Raw genomic sequence first — 16063 nt, 5'->3', positions numbered from 1 at the left:
GCGTCGAGTGTGCCGGGGTCGGCCGGATCGATGAGGCTGTGCCCGATCTGGAGGTTGACCACGGGGTGCAGGGCGGCGGCGCGGTCGATGTCCGCGGCGTCCGCGTTGCTCAGGCCGAAGTAGCGGATCTTGCCGGCGCGGATCAGCTCGTCGAAGGCGCCCAGGGTTTCCTCGAGCGGGGTGCCCGGGTCCGGGGCGTGCGTGAGGTACAGGTCGATCCGGTCGGTGCGCAGCCGCCGCAGGCTCTCCTCGACCTGACCGCGGATGTGCGCGGCGGACAGCCCGCGCTCGTCCGGGCCGGGCCCGGTGGCATTGCCGACCTTGGTGGTGAGCACCACCTCGTCGCGTACCCCGCGGCTCGCCAGCCAGTTGCCCAGCCACGTCTCGGACCGCCCGCCGCCGTAGGTGTTCGCGGTGTCGAGCAGCGTGATCCCCGCGGCATAGGCGGCATCCAGCAGCTCCACCGCCTCCGGCTCGGACTCGCCCCGCCCGAACAGCTCCGGCGCCGACCCGACCCCGCCGAAGTTCCCGCACCCCAGCGCGATCACGGACACCTCGAGCTCGCTGCCGCCCAGCTTCACATAGCGCATCCGCCCATCGTGCCGGTTGACCTGGAGCGCGCTCCAGCGGGAACACTCGACCCCATGCGAACCACGAACCTGGGACCGTTCACCGTCAGCCGGCTCTGCCTGGGCGCGATGCTCATGGGCGCCGAGACGCCCGCCGGGGAGGCGCACCGGATGCTGGATCGCTTCCTCGACGCCGGCGGCAACTTCGTGGACACCGCGGACGTCTACGGCGACGGGGGGTCCGAGCGGACCCTCGCGCCCTGGCTGGCCCGGCACCGCGACCGGGTGGTGCTGGCCACCAAGGTGCGGTTCGGCGTGTCGGATCCCGGCGGCGAGGGACTGGCCCCGGACCGCATCCGCGCCGCGTGCGACGCGAGCCTGCGCCGGCTCGGCGTGGACACCATCGACCTGTACCAGGTGCACGGCCCCGACCCGGCCGTGCCGATCGAGGAAACCCTTGCCGCGCTTGACGGTCTGGTGCGCGCCGGGAAGGTCCGTGCGCTCGGCGCGTCGAACTTCCCGGCGTGGCTGCTGGCCTGGTCGGTGGCCGTGCAGGACCGGGAGCGCTGGGCGCCGTTCGTCAGCCTGCAGCCGCAGTACTCGCTGGTTGAGCGCTCCGCCGAGCTGGAGCTGCTGCCGTTCTGCCGGGCCGCCGGGCTCGGCGTGCTGCCCTGGGGTCCGCTCGGCGCCGGCTTCCTCACCGGCCGCTACCAGCGGGGCACGATGCCCGACGGCCGGGTCACCCGAGCCCCGGACGACCTGGAGGAGGCGGTGCACCGGCGGGCCACCGAGCGGAACTTCCGGGTCCTCGACGAGCTCACCAAGCTCGCCGCCGACCATGGCCGCCCGGTCCCGCAGCTCGCCCTGGCCTGGCTCCTGGCCGTGCCCGGGGTGACCGCGCCGATCATCGGCCCGCGCACGTTCGAGCAGCTGGAGAACCTGCTCGACGCCACGGACATCGAGCTCATCGCGAACGAGCGGGAACGGCTCGAGGCGCCCGCCCCGCCGCCGGACATCTCCCCGCAGCGCATGCTGCGTGGCCAGGTCGGCCAGCCCGACGTACCGACCGTCCATCGCCTGTTCACCTCGACATGAGAGCGTCCGCGCGTCACCGGTTCAACCGAGGAGGGTGTCGTGCGGAACTGGGCTCGGGTCGTCGTGGCCGCCGGCGTGATCGGGTTGGCGGGTGCCGGCGTCGGCGCCCCGGCGCAGGGGGAGGGTGACGAGTACACGTTCGCCGTCATCGGCGACATTCCTTACGGGGACGCGCAAATCGCGAACTTCCCGCGGGTGGTCGCGCAGATCAACGCGGACCCGGCGGTGCGCTGGGTCAACCACCTCGGGGACATCAAGAGCGGGTCGAGCCTGTGCTCGGACGAGTACTTCCAGCTGATCCGGACCGAGTTCGGCGGGTTCCGTTCGCGGGGTGACATGCCCTGAAGGCGGCCTTCAGGATGTCCAACGTCCTGAAGGTCGCCTTCAGGGCACTACAGGCCGGCCATCAGATCCGTTTCGGTAATGCCGGGGCCCTGGCCGTCGCGGATGAACCACTCGGTGCCGAAGGCGAGGCGGAAGTTCTCGTCCGGCATGGCGAGGAAGAACGACTGCTCGCTGATCTGGCTGGCGTGGGCGCGCATGGCCCGACGCTTGTGGTGCAGGTACGGGGTCACGTCGACCGCGGTGGTGATCAGCGCCTCGGGCTTGCCGAACTCGCCGTCGACGTCGGGCGGCTCCACCTCGGGTTCGCCGAATATCTCCCGGCCGCGCTGCATGTGCTCGCGGCTGAACGTGTTCTGGTACACCCGCGGCGTGCCGGCCAGCTCGCCGGCGCGCATGCCGACCCGGTGCACCTGGATGTGGTCCGGGTGGCCGTACACCCCGTTGTCGTCGTACACGGTCAGCACGTCGGCCCGCTCCTCGCGGAGGATCGCGGCGAGCTTCGCCGCGGCGTCCTCCACCGGCGCGGTCCAGAACGAGCCGGGCGCGCCGTTCGTCGGCGTGCCGACCATGCCCGAGTCGACGTAGCCGAGGAACTCCACCCGGTGCGCGCCGAGGATCTCCGCGGACGCATGGGTCTCGGTGACCCGGCGCTGCCACAGGAGCTCCCCGTCGGCGAGGAACCCGTCGGGCACCTCGCCGTTCTCACCCCGGGTGGCCACCACCAGCACCACCCGGTGACCGTCCTCGAACGCCTTCCGCATCACGCCGCCGGTCCCGATGCACTCGTCGTCGGGATGGGCGTGGAACGACACCAATGTGGCCACGACACCGAAAATACCGGTCCGCACCGACACTCGATGATCGCCGCCCGGTGTGCGACAGTCGAGGCATGACCCGCCACCGGGCGCTCCTCGGAGCCGTTGTGGCCGCAGGCCTGGTCGCGGTGCTGGTCGTCCTGCTGCGCACCCAGCTCGAACCGGTCCCGGAGCCGGAACGGGCCATCCCCGAGCCGTCCGTCTACGCCCTCGACTTCGCCGACCTCCGGCACGGCTACGCGCTGCGCGAGCGGTGCGACGCCGATACCCGGTGTGTCAACGAGTTGCTGGTGACCGAGGACGGCGCGCACTGGCAGACTAGGACAACACTGCCGACCGCCGACCGTCCACCGGCCGGCGACCGGTCCGGACTGCTGTTCGTGCTCGGCCCGGACCGGGTGGCGCTGGGCGACTTCGCGGACCCGCCCGGCCCGGCCCGGGCCGCGGCGAAGTGGTACAGCGCGGACTCCGGCCGGACCTGGCGGCAGGTTCCGGAGCCCGCCGAGGAAGGCGTCGAGGCGATCCCGGCGGGTGGGGTTCTGCAGGCGCAGTGCGTGGGAATCGGGGAGAGCTGCGTCCGGTCCCGCCTCGTGGTCATGCTGCCGGACTCCGGTCGGAACGTGGTGCTCGCCAACCAGCCGGCGCTGAAGCTGATGCGGGTCGGACCCGCGCCGAGCGCCGACGGGAGCTGGTGGGTGCTCGGGTTGCTGCCGGACAAGGCCGGCACCGGCGTGGCGGTGAGCCGGGACGCGGGCCGCAGCTGGTCGGTGGCGGAGCTGCCGAACGTGGTCTACAACCCGGCACCGGTGGACATGGATGCCCGAGCCGGCACGGCCTACGTGGCGATGGCGACCGGGCCGGCGCGGGGACTGGCCACGCTGGTCGCGATCTGCCGGAGCACCGACGGTGGCCGGAGCTGGGCGGTCATCTGGCTGCGCTCCGGCGGCGACGCGGAGCCGGACACCGTCGACGGGGTCCCGATCGCCGCCGCGGACGGGTCGCTGGAGGTGCACACGAACTCCGGCCGGTCATTCCGGAGCACGGGTTTCGGCCCACGCATCCGGTTCTATCCCGACGGCACCAGCGGGCACGTGCGGCGGACGGGTGCCGGCTACCTGTCCCATTCGGCGACCCGCCCGAATGCCTACGCCTTGTCGGCGGACGGTCTGACCTGGACCACGATCCTCGTCGGTTGACGGGAAGCAATGTGACATTGCTGCGATAGAAGGAAAGCAATGTCACATTGCTGCCCAGCTTGAGGTTGACGCGTCCTCGAGCCGGCCCCGACCGCCGCTGGCACACTCCAGGCCATGCCCGCTCCGCTGCGCTGCCCGCGTTGCTCGCTCGAGGCCGGCGGGTTCGCCGGCTGCCCCCGCTGCCGCGCGGACGGCGTCCCGGTGAACCTGGTTCCGCCGCTGCTCGACCTGCGCGGCCGCGACCTCGCCGCGTTCCCCGGCGGCCCGTGGGGCTGGCCGAGCCTGCCCGGCCCGCCGCTCACTCTCGGCGAGGGCGACACGCCGCTGGTTCCGGTCGGGGATTCGTTGTGGGTCAAGGACGAGAGCCGCAACCCCACCGGATCGCACAAGGACCGCGCCATGGCCGTGGGCGTGGCCGCCGCGCTCGCGCAGGGCGCGGACACGGTGGTGGCCGCGTCCTCCGGGAACGCCGGCGCGTCGGCCGCCGCCTACGCCGCCCGCGCCGGGCTGCGCTGCGTGGTGCTGACCACGGTCCGCATCCCCGGGGTGCTGGCCGAGCAGACCCGCGCGCTCGGCGCCCCGGTTGTGCCGTTCACCGACACCGCGGCCCGCGACACGATGATCGAGGCCGCGGTGCGGGAACTCGGCTGGTACCCGCTGACCAACTACGTGCAGCCGGCCGCCGGCGGCAACGCGTACGGAAACGAGGGGTACAAGAGCATCGCCTACGAGCTGGCCCGCGACCTGGGGTCCACAGTGGACACCGTGGTGGTGCCGACCAGCCGGGCCGACCTGCTGGCCGGCGTCGAGCGGGGATACCGGGAGCTGGCCGCGGCCGGCCTGGTCACGTCCGTTCCCCGGATGGTTGCCGCGGAAACCGCCACCGCGGCCGCGTTCTCCGCGGCGCTGCGGCACGACGACCGCGTGGTCCAGGAGCTCACCACTGTCCACTCGGTACCGTCGCCGGCGTTCTCCATCGGCAGCACCCAGCCGGCCTGGCAGGGCCTTCAGGCACTGTGGAACACGAGCGGCGAGGCGGTCGCGCTGGAGGTCGACGACTACCTCACCGAGCACCGCCGGCTGCCGCTCACCACCGGGCTGTTCCTGGAGGCCTCCTCCGCGGTCGCCGTCGCCGTGGCGCGCCGGTTGCTCGACCAGGGGGCCCGGAACGTCGTCGCGCTCGGCACCGGCAGCGGGTTGAAGGGGCTCGACGCTCCGGCCGAACTGCCTGAGTCCCCGTCGTCCCTGGACGAGCTGGCGGGCTACTGCGCGGAATGGTTCGCGACAGTAGGCTGACGCCTCATGAGCCTCACCGCGCGGGAGCGCCGGGAAGTCGGCGCGGCGAACGCCTCCGGCCGCCCGCCCGTGGTGTTCGTGCACGGTCTGTGGATGCTGGCGTCCAGTTGGGACTCCTGGCGGACGTTGTTCGAGGAGAACGGGTACAGCACGCTCGCGCCCGGCTGGCCGGACGACCCGGAGACCGTCGAGGAGGCCCGGGCGCACCCAGAAGTGTTGGCGGGTAAGCACATCCGGCAGATCGTCGATCATCTGGCCGAGGTGATCGCCGCCCTGGACAGTAAGCCCGCGGTGGTCGGCCACCAGCCCGCCTCCCCGGAATTTCTGCCGTGGTCGCGGCCTCGGCGAACCGTGCGGACATCCGGTGGATCGTGGCTGGGTGCCGTCACGGTACCCCTGAGGTCCCGTTGGGTCGGTGCGAGGCATTGTCCCGCGATGATCCATCAGACTCGCCCTCGTTCGGCATCTTGTTCACCCAGCTGCTGACCTACGAGCAGTTCCGGTTCGCTTTCGTCAACGCGGTGGACGAGGCCGAGGCCAAGACGCTGTACGAGACGTACCCGGTGCCCGGCGCGGGCCGGCCGCTGTTCCAGGCCGCGGCGGCGAACCTGAACCCGCGGTCCGCGGCGAAGGTGGACAGCCGCACGCTCGAGCGTGGGCCGATGCTGATCATCAGCGGGGAGCGGGACCACACGGTGCCGCCGGCGATCGTCAACGCCAGCTACAAGCTGCAGAGGCGCAACACCGCGGTCACCGAGCTCAAGCGGATCGCCGGGCGCGGCCACTCGCTGGTGTTCGACAGCGGCTGGGCGGACGTCGCCGAGGCGGCGCTGGCGTTCGTCAAGCAACATCACTGACCGGAACCGGTCGGGTACATATCCGTGAATTAGTTCTCCGAGCAATCCTCGAGTGTTTATTTGTCCTTGAGTCCGATGCGATCACCGGCAATTCCAAGATCGGTATGGTCGCGTTCGCGAACATATTAGGACTATCCACTTTGGGGTGAGCACGAGTGATCACTGTGGAGGATGTGGCCGATCTGATCCGCCGCGAGCTGCGCGGCAAGCTGGCCAAGGATGTCACGATCGACGCGAGCACCAGGCTCGACGACCTGGGCCTGTCGAGCCTGCAGGTCGCCGAGATCGTGTTCACGCTCGAGGAGGACTACGGCGTCGAGTTCGACCCGGCGCGCGCCGCCGACGCGAGCACGCTCGGCGACCTGATCGCGCTCGTCAACGACACCGCCACCACCGGCGCCTGAGGAGTCTGGCATGGACGGGCGCGAGCACTACGCCTTCATTCTGCTGTCCTCGCTGCTGCCGCTGCTGGCCGTGATCGGGGCCGCGGTGCTGCTGTGGAACAAGGTGGTCGGGCCGGCGGACGTGGTCGCGTTCTGCGTCATGTACGTCATCGCCGGGCTGGGCGTGTCCACCGGGTACCACCGGTTACTGGCGCATCGCTCGTTCAGGACCACCCGGCCGCTGCGGATCTTCTTCGCGGCGGCCGGTGCCATGGCGGGCCAGGGTCCGCCGGTCATCTGGGTGGCGCACCACCGCCGGCACCACCGGGTCGCGGACAAGCCGGGCGACCCGCACAGCCCGTACTCCGACGAGGAGCCCGGCCTCCGGGGTGCGCTCAAGGGCTTGTGGCACGCGCACATGGGCTGGCTGTTCGACCGCGGCCTCAGCTCCGACCCGATGCGGTACTGCCCGGATGTGTTGCGGGACAAGGACATGCGCTTCATCTCGCGGAACTTCGTGTGGTTCGTGCTGGGTGGCGTGGCGTTGCCGGGGGCGATCGGGCTGGCGCTCACCGGGACCTGGGCGGGTGCCGCCACCGGGGCGCTGTGGGGCGGGCTGGTGCGGTTCTTCTTCGCCAACCACGTCACCTACGCGGTGAACTCGATCGGCCACTACTTCGGCCGGCGCCGGTTCGCCACCCCGGACGAGTCGCGCAACGTGGGATGGCTGGCGCTGTTCTCGTTCGGCGAGGCGTGGCACAACAACCACCACGCGTTTCCGCGTTCGGCCAGCCACGGCATGCGCTGGTACGAGGTGGACATCAGCGCGATGATCATCACCGGGCTGGAGAAGCTGGGGCTGGCGTCGGACGTGATCCGGATCGACCGCGAGCGGCAGGAGACCAAGGCGGCCGCCTGGGAGAAGATCGGTGGCGGCCGGCACGCCCGTTCGACGCCGGCGAAACCCTTGGCGGAACTGCGGAAGACCACCGTCGGGGTCGTCGATGTCGAATGATCTGTTCGACCGTCTGGTGAAGGCGGGTGGTTCGGCGCTGCACTGCTGGACCGGCACGGGGTTCGACCGCACGCCGTGGCCGGACGTGGTGCGCGAGGCCGAGGCGATGACGGCCGGGCTGCGCCGCCGGGGTGTGCGGCCCGGCACCCGGGTGGCCACGGTGCTGACCAACACCCCGACCGCGGTAAGGGGTTTGCTCGCGGTGTGGCTGGCCGGCGGTGTCGTCGCGTCGCTGCCGGCTCCGGCCCGGGGCATGCGGCCGGAGGAGTACGTCCGGGTGCTCGGCACGATCTGCGCCCAGCTCGGCCCGGAGCTTTTCGTGGTGGACGAGGCGATGCTCGGGGTGGTGCCGGCGGAGTGGCCGGCCCACCCCTGGGAGTCCTTTGTCGACTCCGGCCGGGTCGCGCCGGAGCCGCCGGGACCGGACGAGCTGGCGTTCGTGCAGTATTCGTCGGGGAGCACCAGCGCGCCCAAGGGCTGCATGCTCACCCCGCGGGCCATCGCCGCGCAGCTCGACCTGGTGATGGAGATGCTGGACGGGCGGCCGGGGCGGGAGACCGCGGTGTCCTGGCTGCCGCTCTCGCACGACATGGGCGTGTTCGGCTGCCTGCTCACCCCGTGGGCCAACGACTTCGAGCTGTATCTGTCCACTCCGGAGCGGTTCGCGTTCGCGCCGCGCACCTGGTTCGGTGACCTCGCGGAGTTCGGCGGCACGATGACCGCCGGCACGAACACCGCGCTGTACCTGGCCGCCCGCGCGTACGCCGGACGGTCCCGGCTCACCCGCGAGCTGAACGTGCGCTCCTGCATCGTCGGCGCCGAGCGGGTCGAGTGGGACACGCTCCGGTTCACCGCGGAAACCTTTGCGCCGTACGGGTTCACGCCGCGCTCCCTGATGCCGGCGTACGGGCTGGCCGAGGCAACGCTCGCGGTGACCGCGACGCCTGCCGCCGCCGAACCACGGCACCTGGTGGTCGACGCGATCGCGCTGGCCGACGGGGAGCTGAACGAGGTCGACGCCGCCGACGAGTCGGCAACCCGGGTGGTCGCCGCCGGAACCCCGTGCCGTGGCGTGGAGCTGGCCGTTTCCGAGCAGCTGGGCGAGATCGGCGTCCGGTCGCCGAGCCTGGCCTCGGGGTATCTCGCCGATCCGGCGCGGACCGCCGAGAAGTTCGCCGGCGGCACGCTGCGCACCGGTGATCTGGGGTTCCTGCGGGACGGATGGCTGTACCCGGTGGGGCGGACCGATGACGTGATCTCGGTAGCCGGGCGGAAGGTGTACGCCCGGGAGATCGAGACCGCCGTGGACACGCTGGACGGGGTGCGCCGGGGCTGCTCGACGCTGGTCGCGGCCGGCCGCACGCTGACCCTGTTCGTGGAACTGCGCCGGGGCCTGGCGGACTACCGGCCGCTGGCCGAGGAGGCCGCCTCGGTGGCCATGGCGAAGGCGGCCGTAGCCCTTGACGAGTGCGTTTTCCTGCGGCACAACAGCTTGCCGAAGACGCCGAGCGGGAAGATCCAGCGGCACCGCTGCCGGCAGCTGCTCGACGCCGGCCGGTTCGAGCCGCTGGCCACGGTCAACCTGGTGGGAGGTGAAGTGCGATGAATGCCTCATTCAGTGCACGCGGACCCCGAACCATCCTGCTCACCGGCGCCTCCGGGGTGATCGGCCGGGCGCTGGCCGAGGAGCTGCGCGGGCACCGGGTCATCGGCCTGGTGCACTCAGACAACGAACCCCTCGCCCTGGACGAGGTGCTGCGCGGTGATCTGGCCGCGCCGCGGTTCGGCCTGACCGAGGAGCACTGGCGGCGGCTGGCCGAGCAGATCGACACGATCGTCCACTCGGGAGCGTTGACCGCCTGGGGCCAGCCGCGGGAGCGGTACGAGGCGATCAACATTGGCGGCACCCGCACCGTGATCGAGCTGGCCAAGCTGGCCGGCGCACCCGTGCACCAGGTCAGCACCTGCTTCGTGCACGCCATCGAGCGCGGCGAGCTGGACAAGCTGGGGCCGGACAACGTCGTCCGGCCCTACATCTGGTCCAAACTGGAGTGTGACCGGATGCTCGCGGCCAGCGGCGTGCCACACTCGGTCTACCGGCCGACGAACCTGGTCGGTCATTCGGTCACCGGCGCCAGCCACCGCCCGCAGATCGTGCAGACCATGTCGGAGTGGTTCTGCCGCGGCAAGGCGTCGTTCTTCCCGGCCCACCGCGGAAACCTGGTCGACGTGATCCCGCTGGACACCACCGCCTGCGCGATCGCCCGGGCAGTGGAAGCCGATGACCTCGGCCGAACGTACTGGCTGACCTATGGCGAGCGGGCGATGACCGTGCCCGACGCGCAGGGCGTCCTGCTCGAGCATGCCGCGTCGCTGGGCCGACAGCTCCGCCCCGCGCACATCGTCGACCCACGCCTGCCGCTTCCCGTTCCGCTGGACCAGGTTCCGGCCACCTCGCGGGTGTTCTTCAAGGTGCTCATCGACGTCAGCGAGGTGACCCACGCCAGCGGCGGCGTGCTCCCCACCTCGATGCCCGAGCTGCGTGAGCGGCACGGAGTGCCAATGCCGTCCGACCGTGACGCCTACCGACGCAGTCTTGACTACTGGGCTGCGCAACGGTCCCGAACCAGGCTGGAGTCCGTGGCATGAGCGAAGGGTGGACCGCCCCTGATCTGCGGGGTGCGGTGACGCTGGTGACCGGGGCGAGCCGCGGCGTGGGCCGAGGCATCGCCCGAGCCCTCGGCGAGGCCGGCGCGAAGGTGTATGTGACCGGGCGGAGCACCCGATCCGGCGCTCGGACCGAGGACCTGCCCGGAACCATCGAGGACACCGCGGACGAGGTGACCGCGCGCGGCGGGGCTGGCGTCGCCGTGCGCTGCGACCACACGGTGGACGCCGACGTCGAGGCGCTGTTCGAGCGGATCACCCGGGATGACGGCAGGCTCGACGTGCTGGTGAACAACGCCTGGGCGGGCTACGAGCGCGGCACCGAGACCCGTTTCGACGCTCCGTTCTGGGAGCAGCCGATGTGGCGCTACGACCTGTTCACCCGCTCGCTCCGCGGCCAGTTCCTGGCCAGCCGGCTTGCGGTTCCGTTGATGCTGCCGCAGTCCCGCGGGCTGATCGCGAACATCTCGTTCACCGACGGCGAGGTCTACCTGGGACAGGCCGCCTACGACATGTGCAAGTCTGCGTCCGACCGGTTGGCCGTGGGCATGGGTTACGAGCTGCGCAAGCACGAGATCGCCGCGGTGGCCGTGCATCCCGGCTTCGTGCGCACTGAACGCGTTGAGGCGGCGTGGGATCTGCTGGGTGCCGGCCCGGCGCAGGTGGTGCACTCGCCGGAGTACGTCGGCCGGGCGATCGCCAACCTGGCCGCCGACCCCGAGGTGATGGAGCTGACCGGGCGCCGGCTCGCGGTCGGCGATCTCGCTGTCACCTACGGGTTCTCCGATGTGGACGGTCGGCAGCCGCCGCCGTTCAAGCTGGAGGGCCGGATCACGCTGGCCGCCCGGATGGAGAAGCTGAACCGCGTCGTGGCGAGGGCAGGGAGCCAGACATGACGATCGCGTACCAGGGCGCCTCGGCCGCCGCCATCCAGCACCACTACGACGCCGGCAACGAGTTCTACGCGCTGTGGCTCGATCCCACGCGCAGCTACTCGTGCGCGATGTGGGGTGGTCCGGACGACACGTTGCACGCCGCGCAGCAACGAAAGCTGGACTACCTGGCCTCGGCCGCGAACGCCACGGGTGCCCGGCGGGTGCTCGACGTCGGCTGCGGATGGGGCGGCATGCTGCGCAGACTCGTTGCGCGGCACGGGGTTCGCGAGGTCGTCGGGCTCACCCTGAGTGCGGCGCAGGCGGAGTTCGTCGCCGGGTTCGCCGACGCACGCTACGACGTGCGGGTACAGAACTGGATCGACCACGTGCCGTCCGCGGAGTACGACGCGATCATCTCGATCGGCGCGTTCGAGCACTTCGCCGACTTCGGGCTGACCCGGGCCGGACGGGTGGCCGCCTACCGGGAGTTCTTCGAGCGCTGCTGGTCCTGGCTGCCGCCCGGCGGCCGGCTTGCCCTGCAGACCAACGTCAAGGGCAACAACACGCGCATGGACCGCAAAACAGTCCGGGACCTGCTGTTCATTGTGGACCGGATCTTCCCCGAGTCCGAGCTGCCCTGGCTGTCCGAGATAGCCGAGGCGAGCGAGCACCGCTTCGACGTGGTCTCAATCCGCAACGACGCCGACGACTACGCCCGCACCTGCCAGGCCTGGCTGGACGAGCTCGTGGGCAACCGCTCGGCTGCCACCGAACTCGTTGGTGCGCAACAGGTCGCCGACTACGAGCGGTACCTGGCCGCGTCCGTCGCCGGCTTCCGGAAACGCCACCTCGGCCTCATGCGGATCGTCTTCGAGAAGGTCTGAGGGGACGCCATGGTCGACCTGCAACCCGCCGCTCGCCGTGCCGCACCGGCCATCAAGCACGAGGTCTACTGGCGCGAAACCGAACCGGTCGAGCCGGGCCCACCCCTGTCCGGCGACCTGCGCTGCGACGTCGCGATCATCGGCGGCGGCTACACCGGCCTCTGGACCGCACACCAGCTCAAACTCGCCGAGCCCACACTGGACGTGCAGATCATCGAGTCGGACTACGCCGGCTCCGGCGCGTCCGGCCACGGCGACGGGTTCGTCACGCCCACCATCGGCCACAGCCTCGCCGCGTTCACCCACGCCTTCGGCACCGACCGCGCCCGCGTGGCCTACTCGGTGGTCGGCCGCTCCATCCTCGAGCTGCAACGCTTCTGCCGCAAGCATTCCATCGACGCCCAGCTCGAACCCACCGGCTACTTCCAGGTCGCCACCAGCGCAGCACAGCTCCGCTGGCTCGAACGCGACATCGAACTGGTGGACCAGTTGGGCGCCAACAGCTCCTTGGAGCTGCTCGACCGCTCCGCCATGCGCGACCGGCTGTCCTCACCCGCGATCCAGGGCGCCTTCAAGGTCGGCGGTGCCCTCGTCAACCCCCACCGCCTGGTCCGCGGCCTGACCCGCGTGGTCCGCGCCCAAGGCGTACCCGTCCACGAGCACACCCCCGCGCTCGCCATGTCCCGCAACGGCTCCCGCCACATCATCCAGACCCCAGGAGGAACCCTCAGCGCGGACAAGGTTCTCCTCGCCACCAACGCCTACCAGCACCAGTTCGTCCCGTTCCGCCGCAAAGTCAAGCCGTTCTGGAGCTACCTCGCCGTCACCGAGCCGCTCACCGACGACCAACTCGCCCACGTGACGTGGCCCGGCCGCGAAGGCTTCGTCGAGGCCCGCAACCTCATCGTGTTCGGCCGCCTGACCGCCCAGAACCGCCTCCTCGTCGGCGGCGGCCCGGCACCGTATTTCTACGGCCGCGACATGAACCCCCACCGCATGCGCAACCCCGCCTCCGTCGCCCTCCTCCGCGAAACCCTCACCCGCTACTTCCCGATGTGGCGCGAGCTCCGCTTCACCCACGCCTACGGCGGCTGCATCGACATGACCCGCGACCTGGTACCCCACGTCGGCACGCTCGGCGACGGCATGTTCTACGGTCACGGTTATTGTGGCAACGGCATAGCATTCACCCACACCGCCGGCAAAGTGCTTCGTGACCTGATCCTCGAGCGCGATTCCGCCTACACGAACCTGTTGTTCGTGAACGGGAACGAGCCTTCGTATCTGGCGGAACCGCTGACCTGGCTGCGGGAACGGACCCGGTCCGCGCTGCACGCCTTCCAGGACCGGTATCCCAACATGATCAAGAGGCCGCTCGTCTGACCATCTGCTGGTCAGGGCCCTTCGACCCTTGCTCGGGCTCGCCGGTTGTGGTGAGGATTGGTTGGACGGTCGCTGATAGTGGATCCGACGTATCCAGCACCTGCCGAACTGCACTGTCCATGTGAGGGGCGCGCACTTTGTGCGTGCCGGACGTGTCTGGGCGGTGGGCGACATGGGAAGGTCGGACGAACCCGTTGTCGATCCCGCCGTACGCGCGCTGGTCCGCCAGCTCGTCGCCCTGCTGACCGCCACGAAGGAGCCGGGACAGGTCGAGCATCTCCTCGACGTCGAGGTCAACGGCGTTCGCTGCCGATGCCAGCGGGTCACCGCCCCCGCGGCCGGCCAGACCGCGCTCAGCCCCCGCGAGCAGGAGATCGTCCGGATGGTCGCCAAGGGGCACACCAACCGGGCCATCGCGGACGTCCTGGGAATCAGCACCTGGACGGTGTCGACCTACCTCCGGCGGATCTTCGCCAAGCTTCAGGTCAATTCGAGGGCAGCGATGGTCGCCGGCGTCCTGGACGCGGAAAACCAGTCTCCGGTCGCCAGATCCTGAGCCGCGAGCTCGTGCAGCAGCCAGACGCAGGTGTCCGCCGCACGGAACAGGGTCGGCAGGTGGGCCCGCTCGTTCGGTCCGTGGCTGCCGTCGCCGGGCAGCGCGAACCCCAGCAGGACCGTCTCCACTCCGAGCGTGGTTGCGAGCTGCCCCACCGCGGGGATGGTGCCGCCGGACGGCACCAGCACCGGCGTGGCACCGTAACCCCGCTCGCAGGCGCGAATGGCCGCGTCCACCGCGGGGTGGGTGGGATCGGTCCGCACGGGCGGCGTCCGGCCGGTGATCCGGAGCCTGGCCCGGATGCCTCCCGGAACCTGCCTGGCCACGTGGCGGCGCAGCATGGCGGCGATCTCGTCCGGACGCTGGTCGGGCACCAGCCGGAGCCCCAGTTTGGCGGTCGCGCTCGGCGGGATGATCGAGCTGTTGCCTGGTCCCTGGTGGCCGCCGGTGATGCCGTGCACGTCGAGGGCCGGCCGCACGGTGGTGCGTTCGAACGCGGTGAACCCGCGCTCACCCCGGCCGCGGGTCACGCCGGCCCGATCCAGCACGGCCCGGTCGGTCGGGCCGGCCATGGCGACGGCCGCCCGCTCGTCGGGGTCGAGTTCCCGGACGTGCCGGTAGAAACCGGGGATGGCGATCGCCCCGTCGGTGTCGTGCAGCGTGCCGATCAGGGCGCACAGGGCGGTGATCGGGTTGTGCACCGCGCCGCCGTAGGTTCCGGAGTGCAGTGCCCGGGGCGGCCCGCGGACCTCGAGCTCCGCGGTGACGCTGCCGCGCAGGGCGGTGACGATGGCCGGCCGGCCCCGGCCCGCCATCCGGGTGTCGGAGACGACGGCGAGGTCGGCGCGGCACTCGCGGGCGAGCACGCCGGGAAGGTGCGGGCTGCCGATCTCCTCCTCGCCGTCGAGCATGCAGACGACGTTGACCGGCAGCGCTCCCGAGGTCCGCAGGTAGGCCTCGATCGCGGCCAGGTGGGCGAGCAGCTGGCCCTTGTTGTCCGACGTTCCGCGCCCGACCACCCAGTCACCCCGGCGGCGCGCGGCGAACGGCGGGGTCCGCCAGGCATCCGGTGGGCCGGCCGGCTGGACGTCGTAATGCCCGTACACCAGCAGGGTCGGCCGGTGCGGCGCGCCCCGCCACGCCCCGCGGACCACCGGATGCCCGGCCGTGTCGACGATCACCACATCGGGCAGCCCGATGCGGCGGAGGTGGCGGGCGAGCCACTCGGCGCCGCGGCGCACATCGCCGGCGTGTCCCGGGTCCGCGCTCACCGTCGGGATCTCGACGAGCTCCCGCAGGACGCGCAGGAAACCGGCCCGCCGGGTTCGGGCCCAGCGCAGGGCCGCCTGCGGCGCCGCGGTCATCGGGCGGCCATCGCGGTGAGCCGGTCCCGGGCGACCGGTGCGAGGATCCGCCGCAGCGTCCCGCCGAGCACGAGGGCGAGGTCGTTCGCGGGCAGGCCGAGGAGCTCGATCTTGTGCCGCTCGAGCGCCGGGTGCAGCCAGGGACCGTCCGACCCGAAGATCAGCTTGCCGGCGCCGGCTCGTCGAACCGCTTCGACCAGGTAGTCGAAGCGCCGTACCCCGGAGGTGTCCGCGTACAGGTTGGGGTGGCGCGCCAGCTGGTCGATCACCACCCGGTGGGCCCGCCAGTCGTCGGCGAAGCTGCCCAGGTGCGGCACGATGAACGTGACGTCCCGAAAGGCGGGCAGCAGCAGATCCAGGGCATGCGGCCGGCTCGCCACGTCGTAGACGATCGGCAGCCGCCAGCGTCGCGCCGCCTCGCAGATCTCCCGGCCGATGGGCGCCTCCAACCGGTGTGCCTTGATACCGCGCAGACCGTGCCCGGTCACCGCCTCACGGACCAGCTCGCCGACCCGTCCGGCGTCCCGCCGCGCGTGGACCCAACCGAAGCCGATCAGCCGGTCCGGGTGGCGCCGGACGATCTGGGCCAGCTCGGCGTTGGCGCGTCGGGAGTCGTGGTGGAACACCGGCATCACGACGGTGCGGTCGATCCCGGCCGCGCGTGCCCTGCGCAGGTACCCGCCCAGCGGAGCCGCGCTGTTCCACGGCGCGGTGAGCGCCTCCCCGCGGCCGGCGTGACAGTGGCCGTCGATGACGAGCACGG

At 71.3% G+C, this 16063-nt stretch carries 18 protein-coding genes; 14 read left to right on the top strand and 4 right to left on the bottom strand.

All coding sequences use genetic code 11. From position 1 onward, the window contains the following. The coding region (locus VGR06_RS24240; RefSeq protein WP_327561415.1) for an aldo/keto reductase at positions 1-590 on the bottom strand (590 nt) is incomplete at its 3' end. Between the two features lie 54 nt (positions 591-644). Between VGR06_RS24240 and VGR06_RS24235 the strand changes: the two genes are divergently transcribed. Further along, positions 645-1664: an aldo/keto reductase gene (locus VGR06_RS24235; protein ID WP_327561414.1), complete on the top strand. Its 1020-nt coding sequence runs from the start codon at positions 645-647 to the stop codon at positions 1662-1664. A gap of 39 nt (positions 1665-1703) precedes the next feature. Continuing rightward, entirely contained in the window at positions 1704-2009 is a 306-nt protein-coding gene (locus VGR06_RS24230) for a hypothetical protein (protein ID WP_327561413.1), read from the top strand. Positions 2010-2056: 47 nt separating this feature from the next. On the opposite strand, the gene VGR06_RS24225 is transcribed toward VGR06_RS24230, so the two are convergent. After that, the gene (locus tag VGR06_RS24225) at positions 2057-2833 is read right to left on the bottom strand and encodes a PIG-L family deacetylase (RefSeq protein WP_327561412.1); all 777 of its coding nucleotides are present in this window, start codon (positions 2831-2833) and stop codon (positions 2057-2059) included. 65 nt (positions 2834-2898) lie between these two features. On the opposite strand from VGR06_RS24225, the gene VGR06_RS24220 reads away from it, so the two are divergent. The 12 genes from VGR06_RS24220 (at position 2899) to VGR06_RS24165 (ending at position 13936) form a co-directional block, all read left to right on the top strand. Continuing rightward, on the top strand, positions 2899-4020 hold the full coding sequence (locus VGR06_RS24220; protein ID WP_327561411.1) for a hypothetical protein: 1122 nt from the start codon (positions 2899-2901) through the stop codon (positions 4018-4020). A 114-nt stretch (positions 4021-4134) separates the two neighbouring features. Further along, positions 4135-5316 (top strand): pyridoxal-phosphate dependent enzyme, encoded by a 1182-nt coding sequence (locus tag VGR06_RS24215; RefSeq protein WP_327561410.1) that lies wholly within the window; start codon positions 4135-4137, stop codon positions 5314-5316. Positions 5317-5322: 6 nt separating this feature from the next. After that, the gene (locus VGR06_RS24210; RefSeq protein WP_327561409.1) at positions 5323-5802 is read left to right on the top strand and encodes a hypothetical protein; all 480 of its coding nucleotides are present in this window, start codon (positions 5323-5325) and stop codon (positions 5800-5802) included. Continuing rightward, positions 5784-6173 carry a hypothetical protein gene (locus tag VGR06_RS24205; RefSeq protein WP_327561408.1) on the top strand — a complete coding sequence of 130 codons (390 nt, stop codon included), beginning with the start codon at positions 5784-5786 and terminating at the stop codon, positions 6171-6173. Before VGR06_RS24210 ends, VGR06_RS24205 begins: the two co-directional genes overlap by 19 nt. A gap of 155 nt (positions 6174-6328) precedes the next feature. Then, positions 6329-6577 (top strand): acyl carrier protein, encoded by a 249-nt coding sequence (locus tag VGR06_RS24200; RefSeq protein WP_327561407.1) that lies wholly within the window; start codon positions 6329-6331, stop codon positions 6575-6577. A gap of 10 nt (positions 6578-6587) precedes the next feature. Continuing rightward, the gene (locus VGR06_RS24195) at positions 6588-7571 is read left to right on the top strand and encodes an acyl-CoA desaturase (protein ID WP_327561406.1); all 984 of its coding nucleotides are present in this window, start codon (positions 6588-6590) and stop codon (positions 7569-7571) included. Then, positions 7561-9177: an AMP-binding protein gene (locus VGR06_RS24190; protein WP_327561405.1), complete on the top strand. Its 1617-nt coding sequence runs from the start codon at positions 7561-7563 to the stop codon at positions 9175-9177. The genes VGR06_RS24195 and VGR06_RS24190 overlap by 11 nt, the downstream gene beginning before the upstream one ends. Further along, a complete protein-coding gene (locus VGR06_RS24185; RefSeq protein WP_327561404.1) occupies positions 9174-10220 on the top strand; it encodes an SDR family oxidoreductase in 1047 nt (348 codons plus the stop codon). Before VGR06_RS24190 ends, VGR06_RS24185 begins: the two co-directional genes overlap by 4 nt. Next, entirely contained in the window at positions 10217-11134 is a 918-nt protein-coding gene (locus tag VGR06_RS24180; RefSeq protein ID WP_327561403.1) for an SDR family NAD(P)-dependent oxidoreductase, read from the top strand. Before VGR06_RS24185 ends, VGR06_RS24180 begins: the two co-directional genes overlap by 4 nt. Next, a complete protein-coding gene (locus VGR06_RS24175) occupies positions 11131-11997 on the top strand; it encodes a cyclopropane-fatty-acyl-phospholipid synthase family protein (RefSeq protein ID WP_327561402.1) in 867 nt (288 codons plus the stop codon). Before VGR06_RS24180 ends, VGR06_RS24175 begins: the two co-directional genes overlap by 4 nt. Positions 11998-12006: 9 nt before the next feature. Further along, entirely contained in the window at positions 12007-13380 is a 1374-nt protein-coding gene (locus tag VGR06_RS24170) for an FAD-binding oxidoreductase (RefSeq protein WP_327561401.1), read from the top strand. Positions 13381-13552: 172 nt separating this feature from the next. Then, positions 13553-13936 carry a LuxR C-terminal-related transcriptional regulator gene (locus VGR06_RS24165; protein ID WP_327561400.1) on the top strand — a complete coding sequence of 128 codons (384 nt, stop codon included), beginning with the start codon at positions 13553-13555 and terminating at the stop codon, positions 13934-13936. On the opposite strand, the gene VGR06_RS24160 is transcribed toward VGR06_RS24165, so the two are convergent. Together VGR06_RS24160 and VGR06_RS24155 are read right to left on the bottom strand one after the other, a co-directional pair. Next, on the bottom strand, positions 13861-15300 hold the full coding sequence (locus VGR06_RS24160; RefSeq protein WP_327561399.1) for a M20/M25/M40 family metallo-hydrolase: 1440 nt from the start codon (positions 15298-15300) through the stop codon (positions 13861-13863). The two genes, VGR06_RS24165 and VGR06_RS24160, sit on opposite strands and share 76 nt — an antisense overlap. Next, complete coding sequence (locus VGR06_RS24155; RefSeq protein ID WP_327561398.1) at positions 15297-16061, bottom strand: amidohydrolase family protein; 765 nt, start codon at positions 16059-16061, stop codon at positions 15297-15299. Before VGR06_RS24155 ends, VGR06_RS24160 begins: the two co-directional genes overlap by 4 nt. Positions 16062-16063: the final 2 nt, after the last annotated feature.

The organism is Actinophytocola sp., from assembly GCF_036002505.1.
GTDB lineage: Bacteria > Actinomycetota > Actinomycetes > Mycobacteriales > Pseudonocardiaceae > DASYTH01.
The sequence above is the reverse complement of the archived record's forward strand: the minus strand, read 5'-3'. Positions and strand labels throughout refer to the sequence as shown.

Excerpts from the sequence above, each read along its gene's own strand:
- VGR06_RS24210 (WP_327561409.1), top strand. The coding sequence starts at position 5,323 with ATGAGCCTCACCGCGCGGGAGCGCCGGGAAGTCGGCGCGGCGAACGCC.
- VGR06_RS24235 (WP_327561414.1), top strand. The coding sequence starts at position 645 with ATGCGAACCACGAACCTGGGACCGTTCACCGTCAGCCGGCTCTGCCTG.
- VGR06_RS24175 (WP_327561402.1), top strand. The coding sequence starts at position 11,131 with ATGACGATCGCGTACCAGGGCGCCTCGGCCGCCGCCATCCAGCACCAC.
- VGR06_RS24185 (WP_327561404.1), top strand. The coding sequence starts at position 9,174 with ATGAATGCCTCATTCAGTGCACGCGGACCCCGAACCATCCTGCTCACC.
- VGR06_RS24190 (WP_327561405.1), top strand. The coding sequence starts at position 7,561 with ATGTCGAATGATCTGTTCGACCGTCTGGTGAAGGCGGGTGGTTCGGCG.
- VGR06_RS24160 (WP_327561399.1), bottom strand. The coding sequence starts at position 15,300 with ATGACCGCGGCGCCGCAGGCGGCCCTGCGCTGGGCCCGAACCCGGCGG.
- VGR06_RS24180 (WP_327561403.1), top strand. The coding sequence starts at position 10,217 with ATGAGCGAAGGGTGGACCGCCCCTGATCTGCGGGGTGCGGTGACGCTG.
- VGR06_RS24170 (WP_327561401.1), top strand. The coding sequence starts at position 12,007 with ATGGTCGACCTGCAACCCGCCGCTCGCCGTGCCGCACCGGCCATCAAG.
- VGR06_RS24195 (WP_327561406.1), top strand. The coding sequence starts at position 6,588 with ATGGACGGGCGCGAGCACTACGCCTTCATTCTGCTGTCCTCGCTGCTG.
- VGR06_RS24215 (WP_327561410.1), top strand. The coding sequence starts at position 4,135 with ATGCCCGCTCCGCTGCGCTGCCCGCGTTGCTCGCTCGAGGCCGGCGGG.
- VGR06_RS24165 (WP_327561400.1), top strand. The coding sequence starts at position 13,553 with ATGGGAAGGTCGGACGAACCCGTTGTCGATCCCGCCGTACGCGCGCTG.
- VGR06_RS24220 (WP_327561411.1), top strand. The coding sequence starts at position 2,899 with ATGACCCGCCACCGGGCGCTCCTCGGAGCCGTTGTGGCCGCAGGCCTG.